Annotated in this window: 11 protein-coding genes; 5 read left to right on the top strand and 6 right to left on the bottom strand. The window is 67.6% G+C overall.

Annotated elements, in window-relative coordinates:
* Window positions 1-39: 39 nt before the first annotated feature.
* Together GV161_RS26420 and GV161_RS31255 are read right to left on the bottom strand one after the other, a co-directional pair.
* Window positions 40-513 carry a DUF4399 domain-containing protein gene (locus GV161_RS26420; RefSeq protein ID WP_152014839.1) on the bottom strand — a complete coding sequence of 158 codons (474 nt, stop codon included), beginning with the start codon at window positions 511-513 and terminating at the stop codon, window positions 40-42.
* Window positions 510-1,697 (bottom strand): DUF4399 domain-containing protein, encoded by a 1,188-nt coding sequence (locus GV161_RS31255; protein WP_244624089.1) that lies wholly within the window; start codon window positions 1,695-1,697, stop codon window positions 510-512. Before GV161_RS31255 ends, GV161_RS26420 begins: the two co-directional genes overlap by 4 nt.
* A 204-nt stretch (window positions 1,698-1,901) precedes the next feature.
* Between GV161_RS31255 and GV161_RS26410 the strand changes: the two genes are divergently transcribed.
* The 5 genes from GV161_RS26410 (at window position 1,902) to GV161_RS26390 (ending at window position 8,350) form a co-directional block, all read left to right on the top strand.
* Window positions 1,902-3,422, top strand: coding sequence for a caspase family protein (locus tag GV161_RS26410; protein ID WP_152014838.1), 1,521 nt, complete (start codon window positions 1,902-1,904; stop codon window positions 3,420-3,422).
* 74 nt (window positions 3,423-3,496) lie between these two features.
* Window positions 3,497-4,687, top strand: coding sequence for an OmpA family protein (locus GV161_RS26405; protein WP_244624088.1), 1,191 nt, complete (start codon window positions 3,497-3,499; stop codon window positions 4,685-4,687).
* A gap of 59 nt (window positions 4,688-4,746) precedes the next feature.
* On the top strand, window positions 4,747-6,300 hold the full coding sequence (locus tag GV161_RS26400; protein ID WP_210253496.1) for a methyltransferase domain-containing protein: 1,554 nt from the start codon (window positions 4,747-4,749) through the stop codon (window positions 6,298-6,300).
* Window positions 6,301-6,428: 128 nt separating this feature from the next.
* On the top strand, window positions 6,429-7,958 hold the full coding sequence (locus tag GV161_RS31430; RefSeq protein ID WP_152014836.1) for a transglycosylase SLT domain-containing protein: 1,530 nt from the start codon (window positions 6,429-6,431) through the stop codon (window positions 7,956-7,958).
* Between the two features lie 113 nt (window positions 7,959-8,071).
* Complete coding sequence (locus GV161_RS26390) at window positions 8,072-8,350, top strand: hypothetical protein (RefSeq protein ID WP_152014835.1); 279 nt, start codon at window positions 8,072-8,074, stop codon at window positions 8,348-8,350.
* A 59-nt stretch (window positions 8,351-8,409) separates the two neighbouring features.
* Here the strand turns inward: GV161_RS26390 and GV161_RS26385 are convergent, their stop codons facing one another.
* The 4 genes from GV161_RS26385 to tssM are packed head-to-tail and all read right to left on the bottom strand — an operon-like array spanning window position 8,410 to window position 15,536.
* The gene (locus tag GV161_RS26385; RefSeq protein ID WP_244624087.1) at window positions 8,410-10,377 is read right to left on the bottom strand and encodes a serine/threonine-protein kinase; all 1,968 of its coding nucleotides are present in this window, start codon (window positions 10,375-10,377) and stop codon (window positions 8,410-8,412) included.
* Window positions 10,374-11,171 carry a protein phosphatase 2C domain-containing protein gene (locus tag GV161_RS26380; RefSeq protein WP_152014834.1) on the bottom strand — a complete coding sequence of 266 codons (798 nt, stop codon included), beginning with the start codon at window positions 11,169-11,171 and terminating at the stop codon, window positions 10,374-10,376. Before GV161_RS26380 ends, GV161_RS26385 begins: the two co-directional genes overlap by 4 nt.
* Window positions 11,168-11,872 carry a type VI secretion system-associated protein TagF gene (gene tagF / locus GV161_RS26375; RefSeq protein ID WP_152014833.1) on the bottom strand — a complete coding sequence of 235 codons (705 nt, stop codon included), beginning with the start codon at window positions 11,870-11,872 and terminating at the stop codon, window positions 11,168-11,170. The genes GV161_RS26380 and tagF overlap by 4 nt, the downstream gene beginning before the upstream one ends.
* Before the next feature lies 1 nt (window position 11,873).
* Window positions 11,874-15,536, bottom strand: coding sequence for a type VI secretion system membrane subunit TssM (tssM, locus tag GV161_RS26370; RefSeq protein ID WP_152014832.1), 3,663 nt, complete (start codon window positions 15,534-15,536; stop codon window positions 11,874-11,876).
* Between the last annotated feature and the right edge of the window lie 7 nt (window positions 15,537-15,543).

Raw genomic sequence — 15,543 nt, 5'->3', positions numbered from 1 at the left:
GCCTTTCGCTTGGCGATGCGGCCGCGCCGCATCGATCCCTCATCTGACGTAGACTGTGATCTTCTGAGACATAACCGGCGGCCGATGGGGCGTGTGCGTGTGATCGCCGAGCAGCAATTGCAGCGTATGCGTCCCCTTCGGGAGCGTAACCACCACCTCGGTCTGGCCGTTGCCGAGATGGATGTTGTTGTAGTCCGAAGGGATCGGCTGGTCCGGCGGGCCAGGATCGGTGTCGATCAGCAGGTGGTGGTGGCCGGTGCCGGGCTTGTCGATGCCGGCCGGGGCGACGCCCATCTCCTTCAGCCCGATCCGCACAGTGAAGCGCTCAGGTACGCGCAGGCCGTCGAGCGGATAATGGAAATAGACCATGGCGTTGCGCGGCGCCGGCTGACGCGGGGGCGCGGTTTGGGCGCAGAGCGGCGCGGACATCGGCGCCAGCGCTGCGAGCAGCAGGAGCAGTCTCGCGGTCTTGGCGCGATGGCGAGAGGCGAGAAGGCAGGTACCAGCCGTCATCGGCGCGCCCTCCGCCTGGCGGGAGCGCCGATATAGACGGTGATGCGCTCGGACATGATCGGCGGATCGTGGGGCACGTGCTGGTCGTCGCCGAGGATGAGCTGCAGCGTGTGCTCACCCGGCGGCAGCGTGATCTTGCGTTCGGTCTGGCCGTTGCCGAGATGGATATGGTTGAGATCGGCGGGGATCGCAGCGTCGAGCGGCGGCGTCGGCACGTCGATCAGGAGATGGTGGTGGCCGGTGTTGGGCCTGACGATCCCGGCCGGCGCGACGCCCATGTTGCGCAGGCCGAAACGGATGGTCGAGGTCGCGAAGATGCGTGTGCCGTCGCGCGGATAGATGAAATAGACTGCGGCGTCGTTGGGCGCCGGGGTCCGACCGGAGGCGGCGCGGGCAGGTGGGGGCGCAGCCGGGGCCGCTACGGACGCTTGTTGCACCCGCACCCTGATCTTCTGCGACATCACCGGCGGATCGTGCGGGACGTGCTCATGGTCGGCGAAGAGGAGCTGGAGCGTGTGCTCACCGGGCGGCAAGGTGAGCTCGGTTTCCGTCTGGCCGCGGCCGAAATGCAGGTGGTTGAAATCGCTGGGGATCTCGCGGTCGAGCGGCGGCAGGTCGGTGTCGATGAGGAGATGGTGATGGCCGGCATTGTCCTGCCTGGTGCCGGCAGGGACGAGTGCGATGTTCTCCTGGCCGAAGCGGACGAGCGAGCGCGGCGGGATCACGGCGCCGTCCTGCAAGCCGACGAAGAAGACCTTGGCGTTGGGCGCCGCGGCCGTTCGCGGCTTCTCCTCCGGTGCGGCCATGACCTCGACGGTGATTTTCTCCGACAGCACCGGCGGATCGTGCGGGACATGGTCGTGGTCGGCAAAGAGAAGCTGCAGCGTGTGGCGGCCGGGCGAGAGCAGGATCTCGGCCTCGCTCTGGCCGCCGCCGAAATGCAGATGGTTGAAATCGCTCGGGATCGGCTGCCCGAGCGGCGGCAATTCGGTGTCGATCAGCAGATGATGGTGGCCGGTATTGCGGCGTGCCGTGCCGGCGGGCGCGATCTCCATGCCTGATATGGCGAAGCGGATCGTCGCTTTGCCGGGAATGCGGGCATTGTTCTGCAGGTCGATGAAGGAGAGCTTCGCGCTGGCGGGGGCGGGGCTGCGCGCCCGGGCGCGCTCCTGTGTGACGCCCACGGAGATGGTCGCGGCGAAAACGGCCGTAACCCCGACAATGAGCTTAAGTCGAAGTCCCCGCATCGGCGCTCTTCCTCGCGGCGCGTGACCGCCGTAAAGTTAGCAGCGGGTTGGGTGGGGAGCAAGCAAACCGCCTGTCATGACAGGCGGATAAATCTGGATTTTCACGGTCACTTTCTTTAGGGTGACGCAGGGAATGGTGCCATGATCGTAGCCGTCAGATTTTGTGCACTGATCGCTCTTCTTGCGCAGCTCGTCGTCGTGCCGGCGCTGGCACAGACGCAGGAACGCCGCGTCGCCCTGGTGATCGGCAATTCCGCCTACAAGAACGCTCCCGCTTTGCCCAACACGCCGAACGATGCGCGCGACACCGCCGAGGCGCTGCGCAAGGTCGGTTTCGAGGTGGTCGATGGCATCGATCTCGACAAGCGGGGCATGGACGCAGCTGTCTCGCGCTTCGCCCGCCTCGCGCAGGATGCCGACGCGGTGATGTTCTACTATGCCGGCCACGGCTTCCAGTTCAACGGCGAGAACTTCCTGGTCCCGGTCGAAGCCAAGATCGATGACGAGGTCTCGGTCCAGTACGAGACTGTCAAGCTGAGCGAAGTCACCACGGCGCTGGGCTTCGCCAAGGGCGTCAAGATCATGGTGCTCGACGCTTGCCGCAACAATCCTTTCCTCGCCCAGCTCTCGAAGAAGTCGACGACGCGCAGCATGTCGGTCGGCTCCGGCCTCGCACCGATCGTGAAGGCGCAGGGCATGGTGACCGCCTATGCGACGCAGGCCAACGACGTCGCCGCCGACGGTGCCGGCCGCAACAGCCCGTTCACGGCGGCGCTGGTGCAGGAGATCCAGCAGCCCGGCCTCGAGATCGCCACTATGTTCCGCCGCGTCCAGAAGGCGGTCTACGATTCCACCGGTGGCAAGCAGACGCCGGAACTCTCGCTCTCGCTGCTCGGCGATTTCTACCTCAATCGCGAGGAGACCGACGCCGACATCTGGAAGCGCCTGCGCAGCAGCGACAACGTTGCCGAGATCAAGGCCTTCATCCAGCGCTTCCCGACCAGCTTCTTCGCCGTCGACGCCAAGACGAGGCTCGATCTGATCGAGCGCCGTGGCCTTGCGACGGGAGAGCGCGAGAAGCTCGAGCAGGAATTCGCCGCGAAGGAGAAGGCCTTGCTGGACCGCGTGCAGCAGGCCGAGAAGGACCGCGTCAAGGCGGCGACCGATCTTGCTGGCCGCGATGCCGGCAAGACCGCCGACACCGAGCGCGCCGTGCCGAAGCCGGGCGAGGTGACGTCGGCGAAGCCGACCGATGCGAATGAGCGCGAGCGCCTCGCCAAGGAACTGGCCAAGAAGGAGCAGGAGCTCGCCGCGCTCGAAGCCGAGAAGGCCAAGCTCTCGCAGGAGCGCGAGGAGCGCGAGAAGGCGGTGGCGACGCGGATGAATTCCGGCGGCGTGACCGAATTGCCGCCCCCGCAGAAGCCGCTGCTGCCGGCGGTTCCCACCACGCGTCCACAGCGGCAGGAGCCGCGTGAGGTCCAGCAGCCGCGCGTCGTGCTCGATCGCAAGTCGACCGGCATCCTGACCGGCGGCGTCGAGGCCGCCCCGGAGCCTCGCAGCAACAAGCGTCGGCCGGGCGTTGGCGGGACGGTGGACTGCACCGATGCGCTGATGCGGGCCCAGCTCGGCGATGGCGGCAGCGTCCCGAAGAACTGCCGCTGACACAGTTGCGAAGCGGCCTTCACCGCCGGCGAAGGCCAGACATCGCCTCGGACATGATGCAATTGGGGGCTTCGATGCGTCGTTCTCCGCTCGCCTGCATGGTCTTGCTGGGGCTGCTGGCTTCGCCAGCCCTGGCTCAGACGCAGCCGGCCCCGAGCCCGGCCCCGGCTGCAGCCCCGACGCCGATCCCGTTTCCACAGGCGCTGGAGCGGGCCGCCAACGACCTGTTCTCCAAGGCGCAGATCGAGGGAGAACGCATCACGCTGGTGATCGACCCGTTGATCGACGGCATCTCCGGGGCGCAATCGACCTCGACACGCTCGATGCAGCAGAGCCTGATCGAGCTGGTCGGCAAATCCTATCCGCGCTTCCAGGTGCAGCCGTTCTCGGCCGAGGCGCTGGCGCGCAATCCAGCGGTACTGGTCGGGACCTTCACTGCGGTCAACAATGCCGGGGACGCGAAGGGCGCGCGCGACGCCTATCGGATCTGCCTGACGCTGCTGGACATGAAGTCGAAACGGGTGGTGTCGAAGGGCGTTGCCCGGGCGAAGCCGGATGGCATCGACGCCACACCGACGACCTATTACCGGGACTCGCCGATGTGGTCGAAGGATCCGGCAACCGACGTTTACATCAAGACCTGCCAGGGCACGAAGCTCGGCGACGCGATCGATCCGCTCTATGCCGAACGCCTCAATGTCGCGGCGCTGATCAATGACGGCATCCTCGAATACGAGGCGCGGCATTATCGCGAGGCGCTCGCCTTCTACCGGACGGCGCGGGTGCTGCCGGGCGGCGACCAGCACCGTGTCCGCATCGGCGCCTATCTCGCCAGCAGCAAGCTCGGACGCAAGGACGATGCGGTCGAAGCCTTCGGCGACCTCGTCGACAGCGGCCTTTCCGACAACCAGCTGATGGTCAAGCTGCTGTTCCAGCCGGGCTCGACGCAGTTCATCGCCAATCCGCAGATCACCGAGCCCTATCCGATGTGGCTGAGCCAGATCGCGACCCGCGCCCAGCAGAAGGGCGCCTGCATCGAGATCGTCGGCCACACCTCACGCACCGGTCTGCCGCAGGTCAACGAGCGGCTCTCGGTGCTGCGGGCGCAATATGTGATGGACCTGCTCCAGGCCGGGGCGCCCGACAGCCGTGGCCGGATGATCGCGAGCGGGCGCGGCTACAACGAGAACCTGGTCGGCACCGGCAAGGACGATGCCAGCGACGCGCTCGACCGCCGGGTCGAGTTCAAGGTGATCGGCTGCTGAGCGCGCCTAAAAACCTGCAACGATACGAATGGGATAGACGGAATTCCTCGATGAACGACATGGCCACGAGAGACTTGGCGACGAACCCTTACGACGCAGTCGCCTATCCCGGGCACGCCTTCTCGCAGACCCATCCGGCGCATCTGGCGACGATCGCGCATATCCACGGCATGACCCCGGCGCCGACCGCGACGATGCGGGTGCTGGAACTCGGCTGCGGCAGTGGCGGCAACCTGATCCCGATGGCGCTGCAATGCCCGGGAGCGCAGCTCGTCGGCATTGATCTGAGCGGCCGGGCGATCGCGCGCGCCAAGGCGGAAGCGGCCGAGCTGGGGCTGAGCAATGTCAGCTTCGAGCAGCGCGACATCATGGCGGTGACCACGGGGCTCGGCCAGTTCGACTACATCATCGTCCATGGCGTCTATTCCTGGGTGCCGCAGCCGGTGCGCGAGCGGATCCTGGCGCTCTTCGGCGAGCTGCTGGCGCCCCAGGGCATCGCCTATGTCAGCTACAACGCCCTGCCGGGCTGCCGGCTGCGCGACCTTGCCCGCGATGTCATGCTGTTCGAGACGCGCGAGATCGACGATCCCCTCGAGAAGGTCAGGGTGGCGCGGGCGGCGATCAAGCGTTTCGCCGAGGCGACCGATGCCGAGACCTTCTACGGCGTCGCGCTGCGCGAGCGGGCCAAGCAGATCGAGGATATCCCGGACAATGTCCTCTACCATGACGATCTCAACCCCGGTGCGCGCGCCTTCGCGCTGCACGAGGTGCTGGCCGCAGCCGAGCCGCATGGGCTGCAGTTCCTCTCCGAGACCTCCTTCCCGAACAATTTCGGCGGCGCGCGGGGCCCGGCCCAGCAGGTGCTGAACGCGATCCCGATCTCCGAGCCGCTCCGGCAAGAGCAGGCGCTAGACCTGCTGATCGGCCGCTGCTTCCGCCAGACCTTGCTTTGCCGTGCCGATGTCGCGCTGCATCGCGGCCTCGCCGGCTTCAGCTTCGCGCCGTATCATCTTGCCGCCAATGTCCAGGAAGAGGAGGGCAAGGTCGACGAGAAGCGGCCGGGGGCGGCGAGCTTCCTGTTCGCGGACGGCGTTCGTCTCGCCGTCGACCTGCCGGCGGCCAAGGCGGCGTTGCGGGCGCTCGGGCGGACGTGGCCGGGTAATATCCGCTATGACGAGCTGGTCGCCCTGGCGCTGCAGGAGGCCGGGGGCGGTTCCGATCGCGAGCGCGAGATCGAGCGCCTGAACGAGGCGCTCACCGCGATCTACCGGGCCGGCCTGATCGAGATCGGCCTGGAGCCGCATCGGCTGGCGACGCGGATCAGCGAGCGGCCGGTCGCAAGCCTCCTGGCGCGGCGCCAGGCACTGGCGAGCCACGAAGTCACCGATCTGCGCCATCGGGCCGTTGCGCTCGACGGTGTGGTGGTGCGCAAATTCGTCAGCCTGCTCGACGGCACGCGCACCCCGGCGATGCTGCTCGACGCGCTCAACGCTTTCCTGAGCGAAGCGCATAAGTCGGGGCGCGGCGGCCCGGCCCTGCCGAAGGAGGCGACGGCGGCGGAGGTCGACATGCATTTGAGGGATGTCGCGCGGCTGGCTCTGCTGGCAGGTTGAGAGCAAGGCTTGTCGAGGCCGCGCCGGCTGCGTATGGCGGGGCACGGCAGCAGCGGTAGCGAAGGATGGGGCAGCGCTTCAAGCAGTTTCAGGCCGCATTCCAGGAGGATGCCTGCCTTGAAACCATCATGCGGGCGCGGCGGGGCGGCACCACGCTGGCCTGCTCGGCCTGCGGCAAGACCGCGGCCTTCGCGCCGCGGGTGAAGCTGCGCGCCTATGCCTGCCCGCATTGCAATTTCCTGGTCTCGCCCTGCCAGGGCACGCCGCTGGAGAGCCGGCGCATCTCGCTGCAGCTCTGGTTCTTCGCGCTCAAGGCGTTGACCGAGCAGGGCGCGCGCAGCGCGGCCACGACGCTGGAGCGCGATGCGGATGTCCCGGCTCAGCAGGCGCGGCGGATGATCGCCGAATTGCAGGAGACAGCCAGCAAGGATGGCAAGCCGCCGGACTGGCTGGTGCTGGCGCAAAAGGCGGTGGCCGGCGGCGCCAGCGCCACAAATGTCGCCGCCGGCGTGCCCTTCGCGGTTGCGGATGGCGGTTCGCGGCTGCGGCTCGTCTCCCTGATCGGCGGCGGCGCGCTTGTACTGGCGATCGCCGGCGGTGTCGCCGTTGCGACGCTGAAGCCCGGTTCCACCGAGGTGACCGGCGGCTTCGAGCCGATCGAGAGCGTCGAGGCGCCAGCGCTGAAGGCGCCGACCCGGCCATCGCTGATCCTGTCCTCGGTCGAGGGCGATCTCGAGGCTGCCAGGCAGGCGACGCAGTTCGCGCTGAACGCCGATCCCTCGCTCGCAGCGATCAAGGAGCAGGTTGGGACTGAGATGTCGAACCAGCCGGCGCTGCCGATTCCTGTGATGCCGCCCTCGAACATCATCCTGGTGCCGCCGACCTTGCCGGGCAAGCTGGGTGCTCCGGCCGCGGCGCCGCGCAGCCAGCTGCCACAGGCGCCGATCAACTATACCGGCGACCCCAACCAGATCCTGACCTTCGGGCCGATCAAGATTCGCCGGCATCTGGTCGAGATGATCGTCAGGGCAGGGCGCGTCGTCGGCGCCGACCCGACCCTGCTGATGGCGGTCGCCGACAAGGAATCCTCGTTCGCGACGGAGGTGAAGGCGAAGACCTCCTCGGCGACCGGGCTCTACCAATTCATCGAGCAGACCTGGTTCGGCGTGATCTTCGAATTCGGCCGCAAGCATGGGCTCGTCGCCGAGGCGGCGCTGATTTCTCGCAGTGGCCGGCAGTTCGTCATCGCCGACGCCAATGAGCGCCAGCGCATCCTCGACCTCAGGCGCGAGCCCTATCTCTCGGCCCTGCTGGCGGGCGAGATGCTGAAGCGCGATACGCTCAGGCTGGAAAAGGCGATGGGGCGCCATCTCACCGGCGGCGAGATCTACCTGATCCATTTCCTTGGGCCGGATGCGGCGCAGACCTTCATCGAGACGATGGAGGAGACGCCCGGTGCGAGCGCGGCAGCCCTGCTGCCGAAGCCGGCCGAAGCCAACCGGCCGATCTTCTACGCCCAGGCCGGTGGCGAGACCAAGACGCTCTCGGTCTCCGAGGTGCACAAGAAGTTCGACGAGATGATCAAGGTCAGGCTCGACCGCTACAAGGTGGTGCGCGGCGGGCCGGCTGCCGCTCCGGCGCGGCAGCAACAGAAGTAGAGTTCTGGAAGCGAATACCGGCCAGGTCCGGCCAAAGCGATCGCGGGCAGCGAATTTGCCGCGATGGCGGCGATGGCCCATGATCGACCTATCCTAGAGGCGAGGAGACGACGATGGCGAAGAACCGGTTCGAGCAGGTCGATGAGCCGCAACCCGACGCCATCACGCTGAGCCTTGGCCAGCGGGACGGCAAGACGTTCGCTCGCATCGCCTGCCCGGCAGAGCTGGCGGCAGGCCATCTCACCAATGATTTCGTCAGCGACGAGCTCGAACCGGTCGAGGGCTTTCGCTCGGCGGTGCGCCTGGCCAACGAGATCAAGGCACCGATCGTCGTCGAGGACACAGAAGGTCTCTGGCAGGACGACTGGGGCGAGCTCTACCGCGAGGATTGATGGCTCGCGTCATGCTCGGGTCTGCGCTTCGCTTCGCCCGAGAATGACGCCTCCGACAATCACTCGATCCGGAAATACTTGATGCCGACGCCGACCTTGCCGCCGGCGCGGGCGAGGTCCTGGTGCAGGCCGGGGAAGATGTCGCCGGCCGGGGCCGGGTTCGGGCCCGACAGTGCCGGCAGCGGCGCCTGGCTCACCAGCGCGAGCACGGTCTGCGGCCGCACGGGCGCGCCTGAAGCCGCCGTCGATTCAAGCTTGAGGTTGAAGCTCGCCTTGCCGCCTTCGCGACGGGTGTAGTTGGCGAGATTGTAGACCAGCCCGTCATCGCCGATCAGCAGGATATCGAGATTCTTGCCCGGGTCGCTTTCGACCGTGCCGGACAGCGTGTCGCCGCTCCTCATGGTGAAGGCGCCGATCTGCATGACCGGGCTGCGGTCAATGCCGCGGCCGAGCTGGCGCAGGAAGTCGACCATCGGGCACTGCGCTGTGGTGACGGTGCGCAGGCTGATCTGCGCCTCGTAGCCCTGCGCCTTCTTGAAAGCGGCATCGAAGCCGACGAAGGGCTCGGCCGTGCTGCCGAAGCCTTCGATCGTGGTGCGCTTGTCGGCGATCGCCGTCGGCCACAGGAAGAAGCAGGCGCCACCGTCATAGTCGGCGACATAGCGCGCCGTCCGCTCGGCGGCAGTGCGCGGCTCGGGCTCCGGAGCCGTTGAGGCTGGCGGCGGAGCGACCGGCGTCGATTTCGGGCCGGTCGTCGAGGTTGAGGTGGCCGGCGGCAGTGTCGGCGCCGGCTTCAATTCCGGTGTCGCGGGCGCAGGAGATTGCGAAGACGCAGATGGCTGCGGCGGCGCAACTGGCCCGGGAGGCGTAGGCGATTGCAGCGCGGGCGGCTCGCTCTGGCTTGCCGGCTGCGGGGAGGGCGCCGGGTTCGCCGGTGGAGGCGGAGTCGCGGGCGTGAGTTCCGGCACCGGGGTGCTCGACCCAGCGCTGGGCGAGGCTGGCGGGCGCTCGTCGCTCAAGGCGGGCGGCGGGCTGTTCATCGCCTGCTGGACCGGAGTGCTACCGCCCAGCATTTTCCAGGCGAAGAATCCGCCCCCGGCAAGCAGCGCGAGCGCGGCAACGCCGGCGACCCGCGGCCAGGGAAAGGCGCGTCCACCGCCACCGGCAGAGTTCGCACCGCCTTTCGCCTGCCAGGAGGCGACCTCGGCCATGTCGGCCGGGCGGTCCTTCGGATCGGGCGCCAGCATGCGCACCAGCAGCGGGCGGATGCGCTTGTCGATGGTGGCGAGATCGGGAACGCGGCGGCGCTTCTCCAGGATCTGCATCTGCGTGCCGCCCATATCGAGCGGGCGGCCGCCGAGCGCCTCGGCCAGCACCAGGCCGAGGCTGTAGATGTCCGACTTGCCGGTGACCTCGGCGCCGTAGAGGCCGAGCTGTTCGGGCGAGACATAATTGAATTTGCCGGCAAAGCCGGAGCCGATCACCGTCTTCTCGGCCAGCTTCGACTTGGCGATGCCGAAATCGATGATCTTGGCACGCGTGACCTGGCCGCCGGGCAGGATGATGTTGTCGGGCGAGACGTCGCGATGGGTGATCCCCAGCATATGGGCGGCATGCAGGCCGGACGCGATGCGCCGGCGCAGCAGGTCGACCTCCTCGAAGGGCAGCGGGCCCTGCTTCAACAGGTCGGAGAGCGACTTGCCGTCGACGAACTCCATGGCGAGATAGGTCGCCTGCGTCGCCGGGTCGACGGTGAAGACGTAATAGCGGACGATCGCCTCGTTGTAGAGGTTGTGCAGCGCCGACGCCTCGTTGCGGAACAGGGCGATGACGTTGGCGTCCTGCGCCATGTCGGAGCGCACGATCTTGATCGCGACGGCATCGCCGGTCTGGATGGCGCGGCCTTGATAGACCTCGCCCATGCCGCCGGTGGCGATCAGGCGCTCGATCTCGTAGATGCCGTTCAGCCGCACGCCAGGCGCCAGGCCCGTGCGCGGCATGAAGACGGTGCGGTCGGAATCGCTCATGGCGCATCGCTCCTGCGCTGGCGCATGTTCGGCACCCAGCGCGTCTTCTCGGTCCCGCCGTCGTGATGATAGCGCACCACGATCACGGTGACATTGTCGGTGGCGCCGCGCTCCAGCGTCAGCGCCAGCAGGGCATTGCAGGCGGCCTGGGCGCCGGTCGTCACCGTCGCGCGCAGGATCTCCTCGTCGCGGACATGGTCGGTGAGCCCGTCCGAACAGAGCACGAAGACGTCGCCACCTTCGAGCTCGCCATGGTCGATATCGAGCTCGGGCCGTTCATGCACGCCGATGGCGCGAGTGATGACATGGCGCCGCGGCCAGGTCCGTGCTTCCTCGATGGTGAGCAGGCCGCGCTCGATCATGTCCTGGGCTTCGGTATGGTCGCGGGTGACTTGGGTGATCTGCCCGCTGCGGACGAGATAGACCCGGCTGTCGCCACACCAGACGCAGGCGAAATGGCGGTCATGGGCGAGCAGCACGGCGAGCGTCGCGCCCATTGTGGCGCCGTCATGCTCACGGATTTTGCGGCGCAGCTCCGCATTGGCCTCGACCACGCCGCGTTCGAGCCGGTCGAGCAGCTCGGCGGCGGAGCCGGCCGCGCCGATGGCCGACAGGCTGGCCGCCACGGTGGCGCTCGCCATGGCGCCGTTCTGATGGCCGCCCATGCCGTCGGCGACGGCCCAGAGCCCGTGTTCGGGCCGGACTACCAGGTTGTCTTCGTTATGGCTGCGCACACGCCCGGCGTGGCTGACCGCGCCCGTCTCGAAACTGGAGCCGGTGCGGTGCTCGTTCATGCTGTCGATCCTGCGCCGAGGAAGGCGTCGAAGCGTCCGGTCAGGAGACCGGTATAGAGATAGGGGCTGGGCAGGCCATGGCCGACCAGAGCGAGCGGCTCGAAATCGTCGCCGCCGATGGTCCAGAGATAGCTGGCATGGGCATAGGCGCGGATATGGTCCTCAACGCGCAGCGCCGAAAGCCTGGACGGGAAGGTCGCGGAATCGAGCGCGCTGACGATGGTGCCGTCGGAGAGGCGCACCATGTCGGCGGGCGGGGCGGCCTTGAGATCGTCATTGGGCAAAGCGAGCCCACCCAGCGCATGCGCGACGGCCTCGAAGCTCGCCTCGGGTTCGAGCGCGCGCAGGAGGAAGTCCTCGGCCTGGGCGAACCAGGCGTCCTGCGGGTCGAGCTCGGGCGGCGGGATCGCGGCGCCGGGGCCGGCGAGGGCGAAGACGGTCAGCGGAAAATAGCGGCCGATACCGTCGACCGATGGCATGAAGGCGCCGGCGACAGTGGTGCCGCAGAAGGCGCTGCCGAACCAGAAGCGCCAGATCGGCGCGTTGAGGAAAGCATCCTGCCAGCCGCCGCCGAGCTCGACCCGGCTGGCGGTGAGCCCGCCCTGGAGCCAGCGCTCATAAGCCGAGAGAAAGGCCGTCGGCGCATTCAGCGCGATGAAATCCCGCTTGCCCGGAAGCTTCCCGAACAGCCCACACGCCATCTCAAATCCCCGCCGGACAACGGATTTCGCGCAGCGCAGGCAGCACCAGCGGGTTCTTCAGCGAGCCGACGCCGAACTGGTAGCCGATCTGACGGCCGCCGGCCGCGAGCGTGAAGACGACATTGTCGCCCTGGCGCAGGACCGAGCCGGCATCGAGCAGGCGGAAGAAGGACCAGACGCCGGCGCGGTCGAACATCTTCACCTCGGTCGGCGCCGCCGGCGTCGGGCTGTTGGAGAAGAAGCCGCCGCCGAAGATGCCGCCGGCATTGTTGTTGGCGGCGGCTGCGCCGATCGTCAGCGTGATCGAGGTCTTGGCGAGGCCACCGCCCGGCCACATCACTGGCGTCGGGGTGTTGACGCCCTGCTGACTCGCCACGGTGAAGCCGTTGATCTCGAGCTTGGCGCCGGAGGCGTCGGACGAAAGGGTGGTCGGCACTACCACCATCTGGAAGTTCGGCAGGTTGCCGCCGGTCGGGAAGAAGGCCTCGCGGATGTCGCTGGCGCGCTGGAACTCACGCAACGTCGTCGGCGAGAGCGCGCGGGCGACGCGGCTGTCCTGGCGCCAGCTCCAGTTCTGGCCGGACTTGTCGATATAGGGGTCGAGCCGCTCCTTCATGAACTTGTCCATCGCACCCGTGCCCGGCGCGAAGAGCTGGGCGAAATCGGCGAGGCCGATCTCGCTCGTGCTGCCCTTGGCGAAGGGATAGCGATTGGCCAGCAGGCTGGAACAGCGGCCGGTGACCTCGCTGGCCAGCGCCTGACGCAGCAGCGAGACGGTCGCGCCGGTGGCGTCGCCCTCGAAATCGTTCACGGCGGCGACGATCATCGCGTCGAATGGCGCCGGATAGCGCGAGGAGTTACCGCGCAGCGAGGCGATCAGCGGCACCAGCGCGGCATTGGCCGCGGCGGCCTGCGCCGGGGTGGTCGCGGCCATTGCGAGGTTCTGGTTGATTTCGGCGAAGATCTGCAGCGCCTGATCGACCGGCCGCTTGCCGCCATCGCCCTCGACCAGGACGTGGAAGGCCTTGAACTGCGCCTCGATATTGGCGCCGAGCGCCTCGCCGCCGCCACCGCCGGCAATGACGCGATCGACACCGGGTGCGCTGAGCGGCAGGCTGGTGCCGAGGCGGTTCAGCGAGTAATTGGCGCGCTCCTCCAGGGTCTTGGCTGCCTTGTCGGCGACTTGCCCTGCCATCTTCTCGGCGGCCTGCGCCGCTGCGGGGCGCTTTGCTGCCCGTTCCTTGGTCAGCTGCGTCTCGTCGCGGATCGATTCCAGCAATTGCTTGAAGGGCGAGGTCGGCGCAGAGATCGCCGAAAGCGCGATGTATTTCGGCTTGTCGGCGTTGAGCGGCCGCAGCTTCAGCCGGCGCAGTGCCTTCTGCCAAGACGCGGTGAAGTCACGGGCATAGAGCTTGAGCAGGTCCTGGAACAGGCTGGCATATTGCGAGGTGATCGCCGCCTGGTCGGCATTGTCGCCGAGGACCCAGCGCTCCTTCTCTATGCGCTCGCCGATATCGCCGAGCCGGTCGACGAAGGCACCCTGGAAGCCGTCATAGGTGTAGAAATACGGCACCCGGATTGAGTCGAGGTCCTCGCCTGAGACGCCTTCGAAGACCAGCCGTGCATCGGAGCCGCCGCGGGTCGCCGCGACCCAGTCGCGACTGGCGTTGCGCCCTTGCGTGCGCAGCAGTTCGTAGGCGCGCTCAGCGATGCTGAGCCGGCGCAGGGTGCGCTGGCTGCTCTCGATCAATGGCTGATTGAGCTTGACCACCGGCTCGCCGCCGTCGTCGAGGTCGAGCAGGGCGACGAGATGCTCCTCCAGCGCCTCGCGGCCCTTGGCGTTGGCGGCACCCGGGAAGAGGTTCTCGGCCCAGTCCTGCCGCATCCAGGCGAGCACGAGGTCGCGGTCGAGCGGGGCGCGGCCGCCGACCATCAGGTAGACCTTGAGCGCCTCGTAGATGAAGCCGGGATTGTTGACGTTGGCCTCGAGCTGCTCCTCGAGCCGGAAGATGATGCGCGAGCGCAGCAGCCGCTCCAGCGCCTGATGATAGCTCTCCTGCGTCGCCGATTGCAGGCGCTCGCGCTGGCTGAGGCCGAAGGTGGCGGCGACCGGGGTCGGCTCGTCCTTGTCGGCATAGCCGGCCGGCATGTGGCGCAGCTTGTGCAGCAGCGGCAGGATGCGGCTGAAATTGCGGTCGGAGAGGGTGGTCTCCTGCAGCACCGGGGCGGCGCTGGAGCGATAATCGGCGAGGCCGTAATTGGTCTGGTTGATCAGGTCGCTGTTGCGGGCATAGCTCGTCCACCACATGCCGCCGAGCGCCAGCGAGAGCAGCGCGATCGCGCTGAAGCCGGCGATGCGCAACAGGGTCGAGCGGCGCGCGGCACGCAAATCGGTCGAGACCCAGCCGGATTCGCCGATGATCACCTTCTGGATCAGGTCGGTCAGGAAGAAGCTCTTGCCGCGGCCGGAATAGGCGCCGGAATCGGCGTGGTCGCTGCCGAAATTGCGCGAGAGCGCGCCGATCAGCTGGTCGATCGGCGTGCCTTCCTGGGTGCCGGAGGTGAAGTAGAAGCCGCGCAAGGTCGCGCTCGACTGGTAGCGCGTCGGCTCGAAGACGCGGCCGAGGAAGTCGATGATAACAGGCTTCAGCGTCGCCATCTGGCTCGGCAGGCCGAAGAGCTTGGCGCGCGAGGTCGGGTTGTGCTCGTCCTGCAGCCGGTCGGAGAGCCGCTCGTTCAGGCGCTCGATCAGCGCGTCGAACTCCGGCGGCACGTCGCCGATCATGTTGCGGGTCTTGTCGACGGTCTGGAAGGTGTGGCCCCAGACCATGCGCCGCTGCGGCTCAGAGAGTGCGGCGAAGAACTCGTTGAAGCCGGCGATCAGATCGGCCTTGGTGAAGACTGCATAGACCGGAAAGTCGACCTTGAGCCGCTCGTTGAGCTCGAGCAGGCGGGCGCGGATCGCGTCGGCATGGGCGATGATCTCCTCTTGCGAGGAGGTCAGGAGGTCCTCGACGCTGATCGCGACGATGACGCCGTTGATCGGCTGGCGCGGCCGGTTGGTCTTGAGCAAATCGAGGAAGGCGAGCCAGCTCGTGCGCTCGGCCTTCGTATCGGTGTCCTGCGTGGTGTAGCGCCCGGCGGTGTCGATCAGCACCGCGTCCTCGGCGAACCACCAGTCGCAATAACGGGTGCCGCCGGTACCGGCCACCGCGGCCGGCGTCTGGCCGCCGCGGGCGAGCGGGAATTTCAGCCCGGAATTGACCAGCGCCGTGGTCTTGCCGGCGCCCGGCGGGCCGATGATGACATACCAGGGTAGGTCGTAGAGATAATCGCCGCCATCCTTGCCGCGGGTGCGCCTGAGCGTCGCCAGCGCATCGCGCATGGAGGCGGAGAGCGCGGCGCCGTCACCGGTCTGGACTTCCTCCTTGGCCATCGCGTCGGAGAGCGCGGCGACGGCCTTGCGCCGCTTGATCACGATCCACACGCTCCAGCCGAGCGCGCCGAGCATCAGGACGAGCGCGATCGGCAGCCTGACCCAGAACGATTCGAACGGGCGGACCTCGCCGAAGGCGACGAAGGGGCCGCCGAACCAGATCAGCAGCGCCAGCGCCAGTGCGCCGACGAAGATGGCTGCGATTCTGAGCCATGTTGCGAGATTCATCGTCTAC

The sequence above is a fragment of the Bosea sp. 29B genome (assembly GCF_902506165.1).
GTDB lineage: Bacteria > Pseudomonadota > Alphaproteobacteria > Rhizobiales > Beijerinckiaceae > Allobosea.
The sequence above is the reverse complement of the archived record's forward strand: the minus strand, read 5'-3'. Positions and strand labels throughout refer to the sequence as shown.